This is a genomic window from Pseudomonas putida, assembly GCF_028682455.1.
In the GTDB taxonomy this organism is placed as follows: Bacteria; Pseudomonadota; Gammaproteobacteria; order Pseudomonadales; family Pseudomonadaceae; genus Aquipseudomonas; species Aquipseudomonas putida_AA.
This window is the reverse complement of sequence record NZ_JANHLD010000002.1, coordinates 623122-639301: the sequence shown is the minus strand read 5'-3', so window position 1 is coordinate 639301 and position 16180 is coordinate 623122. Positions and strand designations below refer to the sequence as shown.

The following is a 16180-nucleotide window of genomic DNA, read 5'->3' as shown; positions in this document are numbered from 1 at the left end:
TTGCCGAATTACGCCTGATCCGTAATGCACACCACCGCGAAGCGGTGGAGTTACTCCTGCACAATAATTTCAATGGGAGAGCAACGCATGATGACTCCGTTTAAGAAATCTTTGCTTGGCAGCGCGCTCATAGCGCTGTTCAGTGTGAGCACTGTACAGGCTGCAACCTCGGCTGACCTGGCTAGGCTGGGCGGTGACCTAACGCCGTTCGGCGCGGAGAAGTCCGGCAATGCCAGCGGATCAATCCCGGCCTGGAATGGTGGCCTGACCCAGGCACCGGCCGGTTGGCAGCCGGGACACGGCGACCCGTATGGATCCGACAAGCCCCTCTACTCGGTGGACAGCAAGAACCTGGTGCAATATCAGGCCTTACTGCCAGCCGGGCAGGCCGCCCTGATCAAACAGTATCCGGGCTATCGCTTGGATGTGTACCCGACACATCGCAGTTGCACCTTTCCGGCCCAAATCGCCCAGCGCACCAAGGAATTCGCCGGACAGAGCAAGATCGGCAGTGACGGCTGGAACCTGGAACAGGCTGTAGGGGCAGCGATCCCGTTCCCGGTGCCACAGACCGGCATCGAGGTGATGTGGAACTACAAGCTACGCTATATGGCCGTGGGGCGTCGCGCCCAGATTTCGTTGCTGGTGCGTGAAAAGAGCGGGGAACTGTCCGAGTTCAAACAATGGGCTAGCGAGTTCTATCCTTACAACGATCCCGCAGTGAAGAGCCCTGCGGATACAGGTGGAATCGAAGCCAAACTCCTGTACGACGTGCTTTCACCGTCCTCGCGCGCCGGGGAGATGTACCTTGTGCACGGTTATCTCGACAAGCCGCAGGACTCCTGGATTTATTTTCCCGGCCAGCGCCGGGTCCGTCGCGCACCGTCGTTTGCTTACGACAATCCGATTGCCGGCACCGACAGCCTGTACTTCGTCGACCAGATCAACATGTTCACTGGGGCTATGGACCGCTACGACTTCAAGCTGATCGGCAAGAAAGAAATGCTGGTGCCGTACAACTCCTACAAGTTGATCGACAAGCGTAACAAGTACGCAGATCTGATTGGCCAGGACTACCTCAATCGCGATGTGCAACGTTATGAACAGCATCGTGTCTGGGTAGTCGAAGCCACGGTGAAAGCAGACAAGCGTCACTCCTTCGCCAAGCGAGTGTTCTTTGTCGACGAAGACAGTTGGACCCTCTTGCACGTGGACATGTACGACGCCAAAGGCAATCTCTGGCGTGTCCAGGAAGGCAGCCTTTGGGCCAACCCGCAGACCCAGTCGTGCACCGGGTTCGAATACACCAGCTACGACCTGACTGCCCACCGCTACATCGCCGACAACTTTACCCAGGAAGGCGAGATATTGGATCTGACGGCCGGACTGGAAGGACGGGTCAGTGACAAGTTGTTCAACTCCAATGAACTGCGTCGGCGCGGTGAACGTTAAGCAGCGGTAACGTCCTCGTAAGGAAGAGCTATGCACAACAATAAAAAAGGTGCGGCTTCAGCCGCGCCGGGCTTCGCTCGCGCAAAAAATCATCTTGCACTTGCAGTAATGGCAGCTTCAAGCCTGATGTGGATGTCGGACAGCCATGCCATGCGTTTCGGCTCCGACGATGGATTGTCCGGCAGTTTCGACTCGACCCTGTCTTATGGCATGTCCTCACGCATGCAGTCGCGCGATTGCCATCTGCTGGGAGGCGACAGCGGCGGTTGCAACGACGGCACCAGCACCGGGTTGGGGAACTACTACAACCTGAGCAAGGCTGAAACGGCTACGCCAACGCCGACATCAGTTACACCAATGCCGACGATGGTGACCTCAATTACAACAAACACGATGTCTTCTCCAGTGTCATCAAGGGCACTCATGAATTGAGCCTGAAGTTCGGTGATGGCTGGAGCGCACTTGGTCGGGTGAGCTGGGCCAAGGATTTTAAGATGGATGACACGCGGCGCACCGATATCGATGATGACGCTGACGAACGCATGGACCTGCTCGATCTATGGGTGGCCAAGAGCTTCGATGTTGGCGACATGCCGGCCAAGGTCAAGGTCGGTAATCAAGTGATCAGTTGGGGCGAGGAAATCTTCGTCACTGGAGGCATCAATCAGATCAACGCACTGAGCCTGCCGAAATACCATACCCCCGGCACTCAGTTGAAAGAGGTATTCGTTCCGGCACCAATGGCGTCGTTCAACCTTGGTTTGACGGATAACCTCAATCTCGAGGCGTATTACCAGTTCAAGTGGAATGCCTATGACCTTGATCCGGTAGGCACGTACTTCTCCAATATCGATCTAATCGGCAAAGGCCACCGGACGCTTTACTACTCCAGCAGTTACGTAGATGGCATCCTGGGTCCGGGTACTTGTGCGGGACTGACGCCCACCGGTCACTGCGGCGAGCCATCGATCAGCGGCCTGGATGACCCGACTCTGGTTGCCAACGGCCTGGCGATTCCCTATGCCGGCGAGCGCGAAGCCAGGAACAGCGGCCAGTACGGACTCGCGCTGCGCTGGACAGCGGAAGATATCGGTACGGAGTTCGGTCTGTTCTACGAGCGCTATCACGACAAGCTGCCCTTTATCGGCTACACCGCAGTGTCTGATCCGGACAACCTGCGGGTCGACAATTTCTTCGTCAATTATGGCGAAGATAAAGACCTGTTCGGCTTGTCGATGAACACCATGGTCGGCCCGGTTGCCGTCGGCGCTGAGTTGTCCTATCGACCCAATGACAGTGTGGGCATTGACCCGACTGTACCGTTCGGTTCTGCGTTCACCGGGCAATTCAATCGCTTCAGCGTGTTTGACACCGGAACCAGTAAGGGCTTCGTTGAAGAAAAGAAATGGCAGGCTCATCTCAATGCCATCTACACCTTTTCAGCCAACGACACGCTTGGCTTCATTCCGACCAGTCTGGGTGCGTCCGACGGTTTCCTCCTGACCGAGGCTGTGGTCACTTATTACCCCGGCCTGGATACCTCGGGAGAGACACCTTACTTCCTGCCGGATTATTCGCTGCCGGACAAAACCTCATGGGGCTACGTGAGCGAGTTCGGCATCAATTATCCAAACGTGTTTGGCACCGGAATCACGGTGACACCTCAACTGGATTTCGCGCATGACGTGAATGGCACCTCTCCCAATGCCTTGCCATTCGTAGAGGGGCGCAAGTCGCTGACCACAGGCGTGTTGTTCAACTACCGCGATCGCTGGAAAGGCGGCGTCCAATGGGTTCAGTTCTGGGGCGGCGGGGATAACAACCTGATGGCTGACCGTGATTTTTTGAGCGGCAACATTTCCTACTCGTTCTGATGTCGTGCCTTCCCTCCACGCTCGATGGAGGGAAGATCATTTCCGTTTTTCAGGAAGACTCACATGCTGGCTTCTCTGGTGCTCGGTCTCGAGCAATTCTTTTTTCGACGTCGTCTGTCGACATTGGCAGTGCTGGCATTAGTGACGCTGGTGATGGCCGGTTTCGCCTCTCAGTTGCGCATGTCGGCTGGTTTCGACAAACAGTTGCCACAGCAACATGAATTTATCCAAACCTTCAACAAATACCGGGATGTGCTGTTCGGCGCCAACCGCGTCATCGTGGTGCTACACGCGAAAAAGGGTGATATCTGGAACAAGCCGGCCATGACCCGACTGTATGACTTGACCCAGACAATGTTTTTCATGCCCGGTATCGACCGGCGTACGGTCACTTCGTTGTGGACCCCCAACACCCGCGCAGTGCAGATTACAGAGGAGGGCATGAAGGCCGAGGATGTGGTCGGTGGCGACGTCACAGTTGGCACCTTGGATGATCGGGCCATCGTTGGTATACGCGAGCGCACCATCATTGGCGGCTTTGTCGGCAGCCTGGTGGCCAATGACTACTCTGGTGCCATGGTGGTGGCTGAACTTGCTGATCCCGACCCGCAGACCGGTAAACGGCTGGATTACCTGGAGTTCAGCAAACGACTGGAAAGCGAAGTCAGGTCCAAGTTCGCCGATGCTGACTACGATGTGCAAATCATCGGTTTTGCCAAACAGATGGGCGATATTGGAGCGGGTGCAACCAGTGTCATGGGCTTCTTTGCGTTAGCCTTTCTGCTGACGTTGGCTGCCGTCTATTGGTATACGCGCTCCTGGGTGCTGACTTTCTTGCCGTTGTGCTGCTCGTTGGTATCGGTGATTTGGCAGTTTGGCACCATCACCTTGCTTGGGTTCGGACTTGATCCACTGGCGATTCTGGTGCCGTTCCTCGTGTTCGCCATTGGTGTGTCCCACGGCGTGCAACAGGTCAACTTCATATCCAAGGAAGTTTGCAATGGTGCCGACGCAATGACCGCTGCGCGCCGCAGCTTCAGCGGTTTGTTGGTGCCAGGCACGTTAGCGTTGATCACTGCTTTCGTTGGCTTCGCAACCCTGGTGCTTGTGCCGATCCCAATGATTCGCGAACTGGCTATCACCGCTTCGGTAGGCGTGGCCTACAAGATCATCACCAACCTCATCATGCTGCCAGTGCTGGCCAGTTTCTTTCATTTCAATGCCGGGTATGTCGACCGAGTCAAACGTCTGCAGGCCTGGCGCGATGACATTATGAGCAAACTGGGGCGTCTGGCTGAAACCCGAAATGCAGCGATTGGCTCAATTCTGTGCCTGATGTTGCTGGGTGTGGCCGTTTGGCAAAGTCAGGGGCGGCATGTTGGGCATGTGTTGCCGGGTGCACCCGAGTTGCACAGCGATTCGCGCTACAACCTGGACGTCGAAAGCGTGGTCAGCCATTTCGGATTGGGGCTTGATCTGTTTACTGTGGTGGTGGAAACGCCGAAAAACGGCTGCTACCAGCATGCCGTCATGGCTTACACCGATCGCCTGACCTGGTTCCTGGCTAATGTACCCGGTGTTCTGTCGGCACAGTCGCTGCCCGCCCTGACCAAGCTTTCGGCTTCGGGCGTCAATGAAGGCAATCCAAAATGGGCAGCGCTGCCAGTTGACGAATTGAGCATTGGCGAAGCGGTGCGCCAAGTACCCGAGGCCCTGCGCCTGTATAACGCCGATTGCACCATCCTGCCGATCAACCTGTATCTGAAGGACCATAAGGCTACCACTTTGAAAACTGTGGTCGCGGCCGTACAGCAGTACCGGATGGAGCACCCAATGGAAGGCGTTACCGTGCGACTGGCCAGTGGCAACGCTGGGGTTCAAGCCGCCACCAACGAAATCGTCGAAACCTCCGAATTGCCAATGATGCTCTACGTCTATCTGACCATCGTGCTGCTGGTCTTTCTGGTGTATCGCGACTGGCGGGCGATGGTCGCCTGTTGTGTGCCGCTTACCCTGGCGACATTCCTCGGCTATTGCTTCATGAAGTCGCTGGACATCGGCCTGACCGTCGCCACGCTGCCGGTGATGGTCCTCGCCGTCGGTATCGGCGTGGATTATGCGTTTTATATCTATAACCGTCTGCAGCTTCACCTGGCCGAGGGCAAGGACATCGTCACGGCCTTCAAGCTCGCCCTACGCGAGGTCGGTGTGGCCACCATTTTCACCGCCATCACGCTGTCGATTGGCGTTGCTACATGGTCTTTTTCGGCGCTGAAATTCCAGGCCGACATGGGACTGCTGCTCACCTTTATGTTCATGGTCAACATGCTGATGGCAATTACTTTGCTGCCAGCAATAGCGGTGATGCTGGATGTGTTGATTCCACGTAAGGGGCCGGTACGTGCGCCCCTGTTAGCGCATTGATCGGGGGCATGAAAATGACCAGGAAAAACTTCACTCCGTTACGTTGGCTGGCAGTCGCTGCCTTGCTCGCCGGAGGCAGCCAAGTACTCAACTGCCACGCCGCCGGGAATGTCTCGGCCATGCGTCTGGCGCACGCGGAACAAACCCCGCTGGTCGCAGTAACGCATGCTGGTGACAATTTGGTTGCAGTAGGGGATCACGGAATAGTGGTGCGTATGGATGGCAGAAACTGGCGGCAGGCAGCCACCGTGCCAGTTGACACCCTGCTGACTGCGGTGACTTTCGTCGATGCGCAAAATGGTTGGGCCGTGGGTCATGGCGGGGTGCTGTTGCATACCCGCGATGGTGGCGAAAACTGGACTTTGCAGCAACGGCTAGAAGGAGAGCCGGTTCTGTTATCGGTCTGGTTCGGGGACACCCGGCACGGCATCGTCACGGGGGCTTATGGCTACGCCAGCGAGACCCATGACGGCGGCCAAAGCTGGCAGCGCCTGAATGTAAGCGCCGATGGCGATGACTACCATCTCAACCAAATTTTCCCTGGGCCCCAAGGCAGTCTGTTCATCGCGGCAGAGAAGGGGACCGCCTACCGCTCACGTGATAACGGCAGCTCATGGGAGTCACTGGACACTGGTGCAAGTGGCTCGCTGTGGAGCGGCACGGTACTACGTGACGAACGTGTCGTGCTGGTTGGCATGAGCGGCAGGGTGCTGGTCAGTGCGGACAATGGCGACTCCTGGCATGAGGTGGATAGCCACAGTCGTGAATCAATCACTGCCGTGACCCAGTTGAAAGATGGACGCGTCGCGCTGGTAGGGAATGGCGGACTGGTGAGTATCGCCAATGCTGGCACGCAACGATTCCATACCGAAATACGAACTGACCGTCAGAACCTTGCAGCCCTGGCGTCAGCGGATGATGGGTCGTTGATGGTGTTTGGGGCCGTGGGCGTGGCGACACAAGACCTGGTTTCATTTAAGTGAATTACAGGTGGTACCAACGACACCAATTGGCTGACTCATTTTTACTGCGCTGGACAAACAATAATTTTAGGAGCCTGCATGAGCATTGATTTCACGTCTCAATACTTGATGACCATCGATGGTCAGACCATAGCCAGTGATTGCCGCATCGAGGTGATCAATCCAGCCACCGAAGACATCATTGCGCTAGTACCTGACGCCAGTGCTGATCAACTTGACAGTGCCGTCGGGGCAGCACGGCGAGCTTTCCCTGATTGGGCGGCGAAACCCCTTGAAGAACGCCAAGCGCTGGTCCGGGCAATTGGTGAAAGGGTTCTTGAAAATCTGGAAGGCTTTGCCCAGTTACTGACGCGTGAGCAAGGCAAGACGTTGGACTATGCGCGTTACGAAATAGGTGCGTCTGTAGCGTGGTTCCAGGAGTTCGCGAGAGTGGCACCTACCGAGACGATCATCGAGGACAGCCCAGAGCATCTGGTAAAGACTCGCCGTGTTCCGATCGGTGTTGTTGGCGCGATCGTCCCTTGGAATTTCCCAGTACTACTGGCCGCATGGAAGCTGGCACCTGCCTTGGTCGCCGGAAACACCGTCGTATTGAAACCTTCTCCTTTCACCCCCCTTACAGCACTCAAACTCGGGGAATTGATCAACCAACTGTTGCCCCCTGGTGTAGTGAACGTTGTCAGCGGCGGAGACAACCTCGGGCCCTGGCTGACCGCCCACCCGCAGATCGATAAGATTTCATTTACTGGCTCTACCGCTACTGGGCGTCGCGTAATGGAAAGCGGATCACGGAACATCAAGCGCATTACACTGGAGCTAGGGGGTAATGATGCGGCAATCGTACTGCCGGATGTTGACATCGTTCAAACCGCTGAAAAATTGTTCTGGGGAGCATTCAGCAACAGTGGTCAGTTTTGCCTGGCGATCAAACGATTATTCATCCATGAGGACATCTATGAGCCACTCGTCCAGGCGCTTGTTTCCTATGCCCGTACGGTCAGAATCGGAGATGGCAGCCTACCCGATTCCCAGTTGGGTCCGGTTCAGAATGCTCTGCAGTTCCAGCGTTTGAAAGATCTACTGACCGATATTCGCGATCAAGATCAACGAGTATTGCTGGGGGGAGAGGTCCCACAGGGACGAGGTTATTTCTTCCCGATCACTCTTGTCGACAACCCTCCTGATGATTCGAGAGTCGTCAGCGAAGAGCCATTTGGACCGATTCTTCCAGTATTGAAGTACCGGGATATTGATGAGGTTGTCGCGCGTGCCAACAGCAGCGAATACGGTTTGGGCGGTTCGGTGTGGAGCAAGGATGTGGAGCTGGCTACGAGCATTGCGCTTCGCCTTCAAACCGGCAAGGTATGGGTCAACGAGATCCATGTGCTGACTCCCTATACGCCCCTCGGTGGTCATAAACAGTCGGGGCTGGGTGTGGAGAATGGTATAGATGGGCTCATGGAGTACACAAACTCCCAGACAGTTTCAATTCGTCAATCGTAATTTTGGAACTGGACTTCACTTCTGGCCGACCCGATAACAGGAAACTGGTGGTGTAACGGAACCCGCCTTGTGAAGCATTGAGCTCTCCTTACAGTCGCTCGCAGATCAAAGCGATCCCGTTGCGCAACCAGCGATGCGCCGGATCTTCTTCAACGCTGCGATGCCAGCTCAGGTAAATCGGCACCTCCAGTCCTTCGAGCGGGGTTTTGAAACATTTGAGCTGGTGCAACTCGGAGAATGTCTTGGCCATGCGCGAGGGCATGGTGCAAACCACATCACTGCCAGCGACAATCCACGGCATGCTGAAAAAGCTGTGGACGTGCAAATAGAGCTCCCGGCTCAGCCCTAGCCTTTGAAGATGACGCTCGACCGGACGCGGGTTTTCGGTGTCACGCCATTCCAATACCAGATGCTTGAGCGTCACATACTGCTCCAGGGTAAGTCGATTGCTCACCAAGGGATGGTCGCGACGCACCATGGAGTAAAGCTCCTCAGACAGCAGCAGTTGGCTGTCGAATGCGTCGCTTGGCATGGGCTCTGCCCATAGGCACAAGTCGATCTTGCCGTAACGCATCTTCTCCTTCAGGTCACGCTGCATGTACGTTTCGACGTTGATCTGCACATTGGCACCGATCGCATCGAGCCAACGCATCAGAGGCGACAGCAGTACCACCTCGCCGTAGTCCGAGAGCACTAGATTGAACGCACGCGTGCTCGAGGTGTAATCGAAATCCGCACCTTGGGTCAGGGTCGTCATGACCATGTCGAGAATCTTGCGTATCGGCGTCGCAAGTTCTTGGGCTCGTAGAGTAGCCCGCATGCCGTGGCCCGTGCGAATGAACAAATCGTCCTTGAATACATGGCGCAGGCGCGACAGTGCATTACTGATCGCCGGCTGGCTCATGCCGATTCGGTCCGCTGCCCGGGACAGATTCTGCTCGGCCATGATGGCGTCGAAAACGGTCAATAGGTTGAGATCCACACTGCGCAGATTCACCGTACAGCTCCTCTTTGAACGAACAAAGTAGCGACGATATCAGTTGGCGATATATCAGACTTAGTAATTATCCATTTTTATTGGTTTGGCGTAAGTCGTACCGTTTCTCCACAGACAAAAACAAGAACAAGAGGTACTTCGCCATGACCACTCAAGTCGCCATCGAAGCCGCCATTGAGGCGCACAACGATTTATGCCTGACCGTGTCGGGCACTGAAAAACGGGCCAGCTTGCGCGAAGGTGAAAGCCTGCTCAAAGCCTGTTTGCGTCAAGGCATCAAAATCCCTCATTTATGCTTGGTAGGCGACTGCGGTTCCTGCCGTTGCCGATTGGTGAGGGGCAGGGTGCGTTTGAAAAAGGACATCTCCCAACACGTCGACGGCCAGGCTCTTGCACGTGGTTACCTGTTGGCTTGCCAGAGTGTCGCCCTCAGCGATGTCGAAATGGTGGTGCCAGGATTGTCACCCTCGGATGAGGGCATGACCCTGTTTACTATCGGGGGGCGTATCCGCTCCTGCGAAAAACTGAATCACGATATTTGTCATTTGGTCATCGACCTCGAGTCATCGCTGAGCTACACCGCCGGGCAATACGCGCAGCTCAGCGTTCCAGGCCATCCCGAGTTGGCCGACCACCCCCGTTGCTATTCCTTTGCCGAGGCGCCCCGGATCGGCGGCCAACAACAAGTATCTTTCCATGTACGGCGAGTACCGGGCGGCGCGTTCACCGAATGGTTATTCACTGCTGATCGCTGTGGCCAGTCCATCAGTCTGACCGGGCCATTGGGCGACTTCGCCCATCGAGCGGATCAGCGGCCGATGGTTTGTGTCGCCGGTGGCAGTGGCCTGGCGCCCATCAAGGCCATCCTAGAGGACCTGCTTCAACGTCAAGCTGGGCCGGACGTGACCTTATTCTTCGGCGCACGCAGCGAGGCTGATCTTTATTGCCTGGACGCACTCAAGGCCTTGGAGACGTCATGGCCCGGGCCAGGGCGGCTGTTGTTCGTCCCCGTGCTTTCGGCATTGCCGGCAGATTCGGCGTGGCCTGGTCTCACCGGATACTGCGGTGAGCACCTCGCAAATTACTCCAGCCTGGCGGACAGCTCCTTTTACCTGTGCGGGCCTCCACTGATGATTGATTCAATCTTGAACAGACTGCATGGGGAGGTGGACGAGCAACACATCCACTTCGACCGCTTTCTTGACCGCAGCACCCTGCCAACCGATGAGGAAAAACAATGACAATCCTTAACCCTCGACTGTTTCTAGTGGCTACCATTTTGGCTGCTTCCACTCAGGCCCTCGCTGCGGAGTCGACAGTGAGTTTCGATCTGGGAGCAGTGATTAAGCATCACGCTGAAGTCGGCGCCGCGGATGGCAAGTCGAACATGAGCTTTTTCGCTGAAGGCGCCGGAAAAATGCTGGTCCAGGGTAGGGAAGTGCGCTTCTACGCCGGCTGCAATGGCATCGATATCTACTCCGGCAAAAAGCTGGTGGATGGTTTCGCTGATTGCGAGTTCACCTCTATTGGGGGCGGCAAGGTTTACGCCCACTTCCAGAAAGTGTTTGCGGCCAATGGTGAGTGGCAGCAGCGCGGCCATTTCGTCTTCAGTGGGGGTAGCAAGGATCTCGCCGGAGTAGCCGGTAGCGTTCCGGTGTTTATCAGCGTCAATCCGCCTGCAGTTGGCAAACCAGTGTTTTTTGTCGAGGGCGGTCCTGAAAGGGACCAAGTGTCGGTCAACTGAGGCTTCAAACAAAAAGAGGGCTACACCATGACGCTGGACATAAAAATCGTCTTGAGCGCTTTTGTGCTGCTGTTGTTGATGGATATTGTCAGTGGCGAATTTAAAAAACCGCGCATGTTCACCATGAACGAACTGGGCACCAGTCTGTTGAGTATTCTCACGTTATTTGCCGTGCGGGCAGGGCAGTTCGCAGCGGTGAACTATCTGTTGATGTGGCTGATACCCACCGGCCAAGGGGTGCTCGCCAGTGTCAATCCGCTGTTGGTCTTTGCAGTCGCCATCCTGTTGGACGACTATGGAAACTATTGGGTGCATCGTCTCGGGCATACCTTGAAGTGGGCATGGCGGTTACACAAACCACACCACACCCCGACCCATCTCAATGTATTGGCGACCCTGCGCAACAATTGGATCTTTTATCTGCTGATCCCCAATACCATGAGTACTGCGCTGCTGTATTTCCTCGGTGCCACCGAGGCTTCGATGGCGATGCTGTCGCTCAAGCTGGTGATTCTTTACCTGCAACACAGCGGTACACGCTGGGACTTGTGGTTACGTCGTGCGGGGGCTGGTCGCGTCTTACTGAACATGTTGGAAAAGATCTTTGTGCTGCAAGACTACCATCATGTACATCACGGTCTTGGTCGCTATGGCAATGCATCGGCCAACTACGCCAATTTGTTCGTATTCTGGGATCACGTCCATGGCACCAGTATGGGAACCCCCCACAAACGACAAGACGCCTACGGTTTACCTGTCGGGGTCAAGGTTGAGCCTTGGTATGAACAGCTATGGTGGCCGTTCTTCGGTTTGCAGATGAAATCGAAGCAACCAGCACCCGTTCAGTTGCGCAACTATTCTGAAGCAGAACTGGCGAGCGCAGCGGCGGTGATCATTACCGCCAGTGGACAGGCCATTGCGGTATCGGCCTAATCAAAGTTTCAGAAGGACATGAGGCTGCTGCTTTTGCGACCATAACTGGGTTTCCAGGCTGCGTTACCGAGGAAGATGACCTGTGATTTGATTTGGGTACAATAGGGGCTGCTCGCGGCCCTTTTGTTAGCCGTCCAACATCTCTTTAATTTCCGTATTTCCGCGTCCCTGTGTTTTTATCGATATGTTGCCAGCTTCGTTTTCCCCAACGTGCCAGAGCGCAAATTTCGGAAGGTTGAACCATTCCGATGGCCTTGTTGCAGCAGGAAAGGCAGAGCGGTTTTCGTACGAAGGTGCTCCATCAACTATCGACATCAAAGCGATGTATGCCGCGATTATCCCATTTAAGTAACCAAGCGAAGGGGGGGTAATCAAGGCGGCCATCTAAGCTATTGATCTCTCGGTATCATTTTTTCCTGCCATCCTTGCGACTTCGAAAATTCGAGACTTTCAAAATTTGAAACTCAGCATTTGACATGCATCCATCGTATTTGACGATCTCAGCTAAGCATTTCTAATAGAATCCAGTTATAAATCGAAGATGGTTTATAAAAACCTCTGGGGTGCCTGCTTTTTTAGGAGTAAAAAATATATTTAATATTCTCATAAGATATAATTACTAGCCATCTGCCGTCCATAATTCTTATCTAATTATGAAACTTTCGAGTTTATGTGCAATTTCGAAACTGTGTAACATCATGATTTTAAAGATATTAGTAAAAAAAGGCAGGCAATGGACCCACTTTCCCATCCCTCAAGACCGGCGGGCGCCCCAGAATTCGTGGTGTTCAGTCATAAGCAAAACGAAAAGGTCAGCTTGTTCTGCCGACCCACCCTGTGGCGATTCGCCGAGGTGGAATTTGATCCTTGGGTGAGCGATCTGAGCGTGAACCAGCGTTTCATCGAATTGGCCAAAGTTAGAATTCCGATCGCGCTCGCCTTCGAAAATAACCACGCGTCAATCATTGTGGTGTCCAAGCCATGCCTTGGCACCTGCACGACCGTTGAAGTTCAGAGTTATGCCGACGATAACGGCTTTCTCTGCGAAATTTTAGGTACTGACTTCCTCAAATCTGAACGTACCCGCTATGAAAACTACCTACTCATGCTTTCCTATATCAACAAGCAGAGAGATGCACTGACTGAGCGCAATCTTCGTGAAGTGATGAAGCTCCTCCCAAGGCATGGACTTACGGTGAGCAGCGCTATGCAGGCGGTTGAGCAGGATTTTGGCGAAAAGAGCGCAGCTTTGGTGTTCGAGTTGGTCAGAAAGAGCCGATTGAACGTCAAGAATTTGAGTTCGACAAAATTAAGTGGGGCATCCCAATTAGGCTATGGAGATGCTCAGGATGAGTGATCAACGATTTTCTAGGTCCGAACGCGAACGAGAAGGTTACGATTGTGATAAGTGGCGTGCGGTTGACTTAACTGTCTTGTCGGATGACCTTCGAGGTCCGACGGAGAATCGCATTAAAGCCATCCGGGCGTTCCTGAAGGAAGGTGCATCACTAGAAGAAATTCAAGAAAAATACGGCATACCCCGCTCAACGCTCTATCGAGTCATTGACAAATGCGAAGCGCTGGACAAATCCGGAAGTCCCGCTGGCTGGGTGGCCGCAATACCTTATAAGCGAAGTGGTGAAAGAAAATATAATCGGACAGCTCAGTCCGGTTCCTCCGCTACCCAAGGGTATTCCGGTTCTTTCACTCATTTCGTTGAGCAACATCCAGATGTGGATGATTGGCTGAAAGCGCAAGCTCGCAAATATAAACCCAGGAAATCTGGCGGCGACTACTTTATAGCGGTTCATAAAGCGTTCATACGCAAGTGTATCGAGGCTGGAGTCACTGAGCAAGAATACCCATTAAATCAAAAGACCGAAGGTATAAGCGGGCTTAGGAGGTGGCTGCAGGATAAACATCGAGAATTGAAAGCGGAGCAAGAACTGATGTCCTCGCAAGCTAACGAGGGCAGCCGAGATATTGATCCATCGGACATCTTGGAGCAAGTTGAAGCAGACGGACACAAATTGGATCTTCGCTTGGTTATTCGCGAAATGGATGCCTATGGAGAGCCTGTTGAATATGAAATTCTCAGGCTCTGGATAATTTGCCTGATCGAAAAGTTTTCAAGATGCGTGTTGGGCTATTCATTAGCACTGGGTCATAACTATGATCAAGTCGACTTGCTTACGGCGATTTATCGAGCCCTGAGCCCACACGCTCGACCACCCCTGAATATTCCTGATACCCGTTATCGCGATGAAGGGGGGTTCCCCTCAGAAAGTTCGGGGGCGTGGCAAACCTGGTCCACACTAAAACTGGATAATGCTTGGGCGCATAAGGCGAAGCATGTGATTGAGGTGCTAAACGATAAGCTTGGCTGTGTGGTGGAGTTCGGCAGACCGCACACGCCCAATGACCGACCTATTGTGGAGCGTTTTTTTCTCTATTTGGTGCAAAATTTTTCTCACAAAATAATTGGTACCACGGGTGGTGAATCCACAGACGAGATCAAGGCACGTTTATCGCCAAAGTCCAAAAATCCTTTGAAGATGTTGCTGTCTCTAGAAGAGCTAGAAAGTGCCATAGACATTGTGATCTCTGACTATAACGGTCGGCCGCACGCGTCAATCCAAGGCCATACCCCATTGGACTTGTTCCTCATGCGTATGGAGGCAAGGGCGTTGCCGCCGAACACGCTGCCTACCCGTTATAAAAATGAGGCAGCGTTTACGAGAGTTCGCGAGCCAAAGACCGTGCAGTCAAATGCCAAATATGGGGGCGCGTTCATTAACTTTGCTTACCAGAAATACCGAAATCCGGACGTATTGCGGAGTAATTCGGCGGGGCGGAAAATGATCATCGAATACTCTCGTAGAGATGTATCTTCGATCAATTTGCTTGATGAGTCTGGTGCATTTATAGGTGTGCTGACACCGCCGCCACCTTACTCAATCACGCCACACAGCTACAAATTACAGACCGAGATTTCAAAGGCCGTGAAGGACAGACAATTCCGTTTTATGGAAAATGAGTCATTCACAGAAGCTGTCCGTAGGTTTCAATTGAAAGGTAACAAAATGACTCGAGAGAGCGCGACGAATCTTTACAAAAATACTGGCATGGTTTCAGCAGGCTCGTCTGTCGAGGAAGAAATGCCTCGCCCGACATCGCAATCACAAGTCGACAGAGCAAAGTTATTTAAAGTTTTCACTTTTTGAAATAGAGGCTGCAAATGGATATCCAGGATACGCGCCCCGTCGAGGTTGATCTTCATCCTGTCTGCAATCAGCGGTATTTGATCCCGACATTTTCGATCGGTGAGATTTACGCGCTTGTGCTTAAGGTTATTCGTCGCAGAGACTCTGGTTTAGTCATCTGGGGGCATACCCGTTACGGTAAAACCTGGGCAATTCTTTATTGTCAACAATGCCTTGCGCAAGATTTTCCGGATTTTCCGGTTGTGATCTACAACGCAAAGCGAGAAACATTAGCCACGAAAGGTAATTTTTATAACTCACTGCTGGAGGTGGTCGGTCACAAGCAGTGGAGTGACAATGTTAGCCTTTCAAAAAAACATGTTAGGTTAGTGAATTTCATGGAGCAAGCAGCGCGCAAGGATCCACGACAGGTCTTTATTCTGTTCGTGGATGAAGCTCAGCGGCTTCAGCAGCAGCATTTTGACTGGGTCAAGGATATCTACAATGACCTGCGGCTAAAGGGTATGACATTGCTCCCCATCTTAGTAGGGCAGCAGCAACTACTCGACCAGAAGCAAGCCTTTCTCAATACCGGTGTGGAGGGGGAGGCTATTGTCAATAGGTTCATGCTTTACGAGCACCCTTTTCGCGGTATACGCGAAAAAGAAGATTTCGCGACCTGCCTTGGCTTTTTTGACAGTACCCCTTATCCGGCCAATTCCACATGGACGTTCACCAGATTCTTTGTCCCACAGGCATATGCTAATGGATTTAGGCTGGCGCAAATGGAAGACATATTGTGGGATTCTTTTTGTGATGCTTATAAGGAGTTGAAGTTAAAAAGCAAAATGGAAATACCGATGCAGTATTTCAGTAAAACGATAGAGATTATTTTGCGCGATAGTGTCGACATGGATCACCCAGACTACACCATCACCAGAGAGTTCAGCTTGCAATCTATCCGTGAGTCTTGGTTTCAAGCCGCAACGCGAAATAGTAAATCTGCTGATCCGAACGCTTGATAATGATCATCGTCCCAGATACTAAAACACTGAGCATCAACCCTA

At 53.4% G+C, this 16180-nt stretch carries 13 protein-coding genes; 12 read left to right on the top strand and 1 reads right to left on the bottom strand.

Annotation, left to right across the window (positions count from 1 at the left end; translation table 11 throughout):
* The first annotated feature begins 87 nt into the window (after positions 1 to 87).
* From NPS58_RS13595 to NPS58_RS13570, 6 genes are all read left to right on the top strand, one after another.
* Positions 88 to 1452, top strand: coding sequence for a DUF1329 domain-containing protein (locus tag NPS58_RS13595; protein WP_274115872.1), 1365 nt, complete (start codon positions 88 to 90; stop codon positions 1450 to 1452).
* Positions 1453 to 1482: 30 nt separating this feature from the next.
* On the top strand, positions 1483 to 1884 hold the full coding sequence (locus NPS58_RS13590; protein ID WP_274115871.1) for a DUF1302 family protein: 402 nt from the start codon (positions 1483 to 1485) through the stop codon (positions 1882 to 1884).
* Positions 1881 to 3326, top strand: coding sequence for a DUF1302 domain-containing protein (locus NPS58_RS13585; protein WP_425313068.1), 1446 nt, complete (start codon positions 1881 to 1883; stop codon positions 3324 to 3326). Before NPS58_RS13590 ends, NPS58_RS13585 begins: the two co-directional genes overlap by 4 nt.
* Positions 3327 to 3389: 63 nt before the next feature.
* On the top strand, positions 3390 to 5750 hold the full coding sequence (locus tag NPS58_RS13580; RefSeq protein ID WP_274115870.1) for an efflux RND transporter permease subunit: 2361 nt from the start codon (positions 3390 to 3392) through the stop codon (positions 5748 to 5750).
* 8 nt (positions 5751 to 5758) lie between these two features.
* The gene (locus NPS58_RS13575; RefSeq protein WP_274115869.1) at positions 5759 to 6733 is read left to right on the top strand and encodes a WD40/YVTN/BNR-like repeat-containing protein; all 975 of its coding nucleotides are present in this window, start codon (positions 5759 to 5761) and stop codon (positions 6731 to 6733) included.
* 78 nt (positions 6734 to 6811) lie between these two features.
* Positions 6812 to 8236, top strand: a complete 1425-nt coding sequence (locus NPS58_RS13570; protein WP_274115868.1) for an aldehyde dehydrogenase family protein — start codon at positions 6812 to 6814, stop codon at positions 8234 to 8236.
* An 88-nt stretch (positions 8237 to 8324) separates the two neighbouring features.
* Here NPS58_RS13570 and NPS58_RS13565 read toward each other — a convergent pair whose 3' ends face one another.
* Positions 8325 to 9233 (bottom strand): LysR substrate-binding domain-containing protein, encoded by a 909-nt coding sequence (locus NPS58_RS13565; RefSeq protein ID WP_274115867.1) that lies wholly within the window; start codon positions 9231 to 9233, stop codon positions 8325 to 8327.
* Between the two features lie 143 nt (positions 9234 to 9376).
* On the opposite strand from NPS58_RS13565, the gene NPS58_RS13560 reads away from it, so the two are divergent.
* The 6 genes from NPS58_RS13560 (at position 9377) to NPS58_RS13535 (ending at position 16135) form a co-directional block, all read left to right on the top strand.
* Positions 9377 to 10474 carry a 2Fe-2S iron-sulfur cluster binding domain-containing protein gene (locus NPS58_RS13560; protein WP_274115866.1) on the top strand — a complete coding sequence of 366 codons (1098 nt, stop codon included), beginning with the start codon at positions 9377 to 9379 and terminating at the stop codon, positions 10472 to 10474.
* Between the two features lie 77 nt (positions 10475 to 10551).
* Complete coding sequence (locus NPS58_RS13555) at positions 10552 to 10977, top strand: hypothetical protein (protein ID WP_274115865.1); 426 nt, start codon at positions 10552 to 10554, stop codon at positions 10975 to 10977.
* Positions 10978 to 11004: 27 nt separating this feature from the next.
* Positions 11005 to 11910 carry a sterol desaturase family protein gene (locus NPS58_RS13550; protein WP_274115864.1) on the top strand — a complete coding sequence of 302 codons (906 nt, stop codon included), beginning with the start codon at positions 11005 to 11007 and terminating at the stop codon, positions 11908 to 11910.
* 733 nt (positions 11911 to 12643) lie between these two features.
* Positions 12644 to 13267 carry a hypothetical protein gene (locus NPS58_RS13545; protein ID WP_274115863.1) on the top strand — a complete coding sequence of 208 codons (624 nt, stop codon included), beginning with the start codon at positions 12644 to 12646 and terminating at the stop codon, positions 13265 to 13267.
* The gene (locus NPS58_RS13540; protein ID WP_274115862.1) at positions 13260 to 15134 is read left to right on the top strand and encodes a helix-turn-helix domain-containing protein; all 1875 of its coding nucleotides are present in this window, start codon (positions 13260 to 13262) and stop codon (positions 15132 to 15134) included. Before NPS58_RS13545 ends, NPS58_RS13540 begins: the two co-directional genes overlap by 8 nt.
* Before the next feature lie 14 nt (positions 15135 to 15148).
* Positions 15149 to 16135, top strand: a complete 987-nt coding sequence (locus NPS58_RS13535) for an ATP-binding protein (protein ID WP_274115861.1) — start codon at positions 15149 to 15151, stop codon at positions 16133 to 16135.
* Positions 16136 to 16180 lie beyond the last annotated feature (45 nt).

Coding starts and splice junctions, on each gene's coding strand:
- NPS58_RS13570 (WP_274115868.1), top strand. CDS start 6,812: ATGAGCATTGATTTCACGTCTCAATACTTGATGACCATCGATGGTCAG.
- NPS58_RS13550 (WP_274115864.1), top strand. CDS start 11,005: ATGACGCTGGACATAAAAATCGTCTTGAGCGCTTTTGTGCTGCTGTTG.
- NPS58_RS13535 (WP_274115861.1), top strand. CDS start 15,149: ATGGATATCCAGGATACGCGCCCCGTCGAGGTTGATCTTCATCCTGTC.
- NPS58_RS13545 (WP_274115863.1), top strand. CDS start 12,644: ATGGACCCACTTTCCCATCCCTCAAGACCGGCGGGCGCCCCAGAATTC.
- NPS58_RS13580 (WP_274115870.1), top strand. CDS start 3,390: ATGCTGGCTTCTCTGGTGCTCGGTCTCGAGCAATTCTTTTTTCGACGT.
- NPS58_RS13590 (WP_274115871.1), top strand. CDS start 1,483: ATGCACAACAATAAAAAAGGTGCGGCTTCAGCCGCGCCGGGCTTCGCT.
- NPS58_RS13595 (WP_274115872.1), top strand. CDS start 88: ATGATGACTCCGTTTAAGAAATCTTTGCTTGGCAGCGCGCTCATAGCG.
- NPS58_RS13560 (WP_274115866.1), top strand. CDS start 9,377: ATGACCACTCAAGTCGCCATCGAAGCCGCCATTGAGGCGCACAACGAT.
- NPS58_RS13540 (WP_274115862.1), top strand. CDS start 13,260: ATGAGTGATCAACGATTTTCTAGGTCCGAACGCGAACGAGAAGGTTAC.
- NPS58_RS13575 (WP_274115869.1), top strand. CDS start 5,759: ATGAAAATGACCAGGAAAAACTTCACTCCGTTACGTTGGCTGGCAGTC.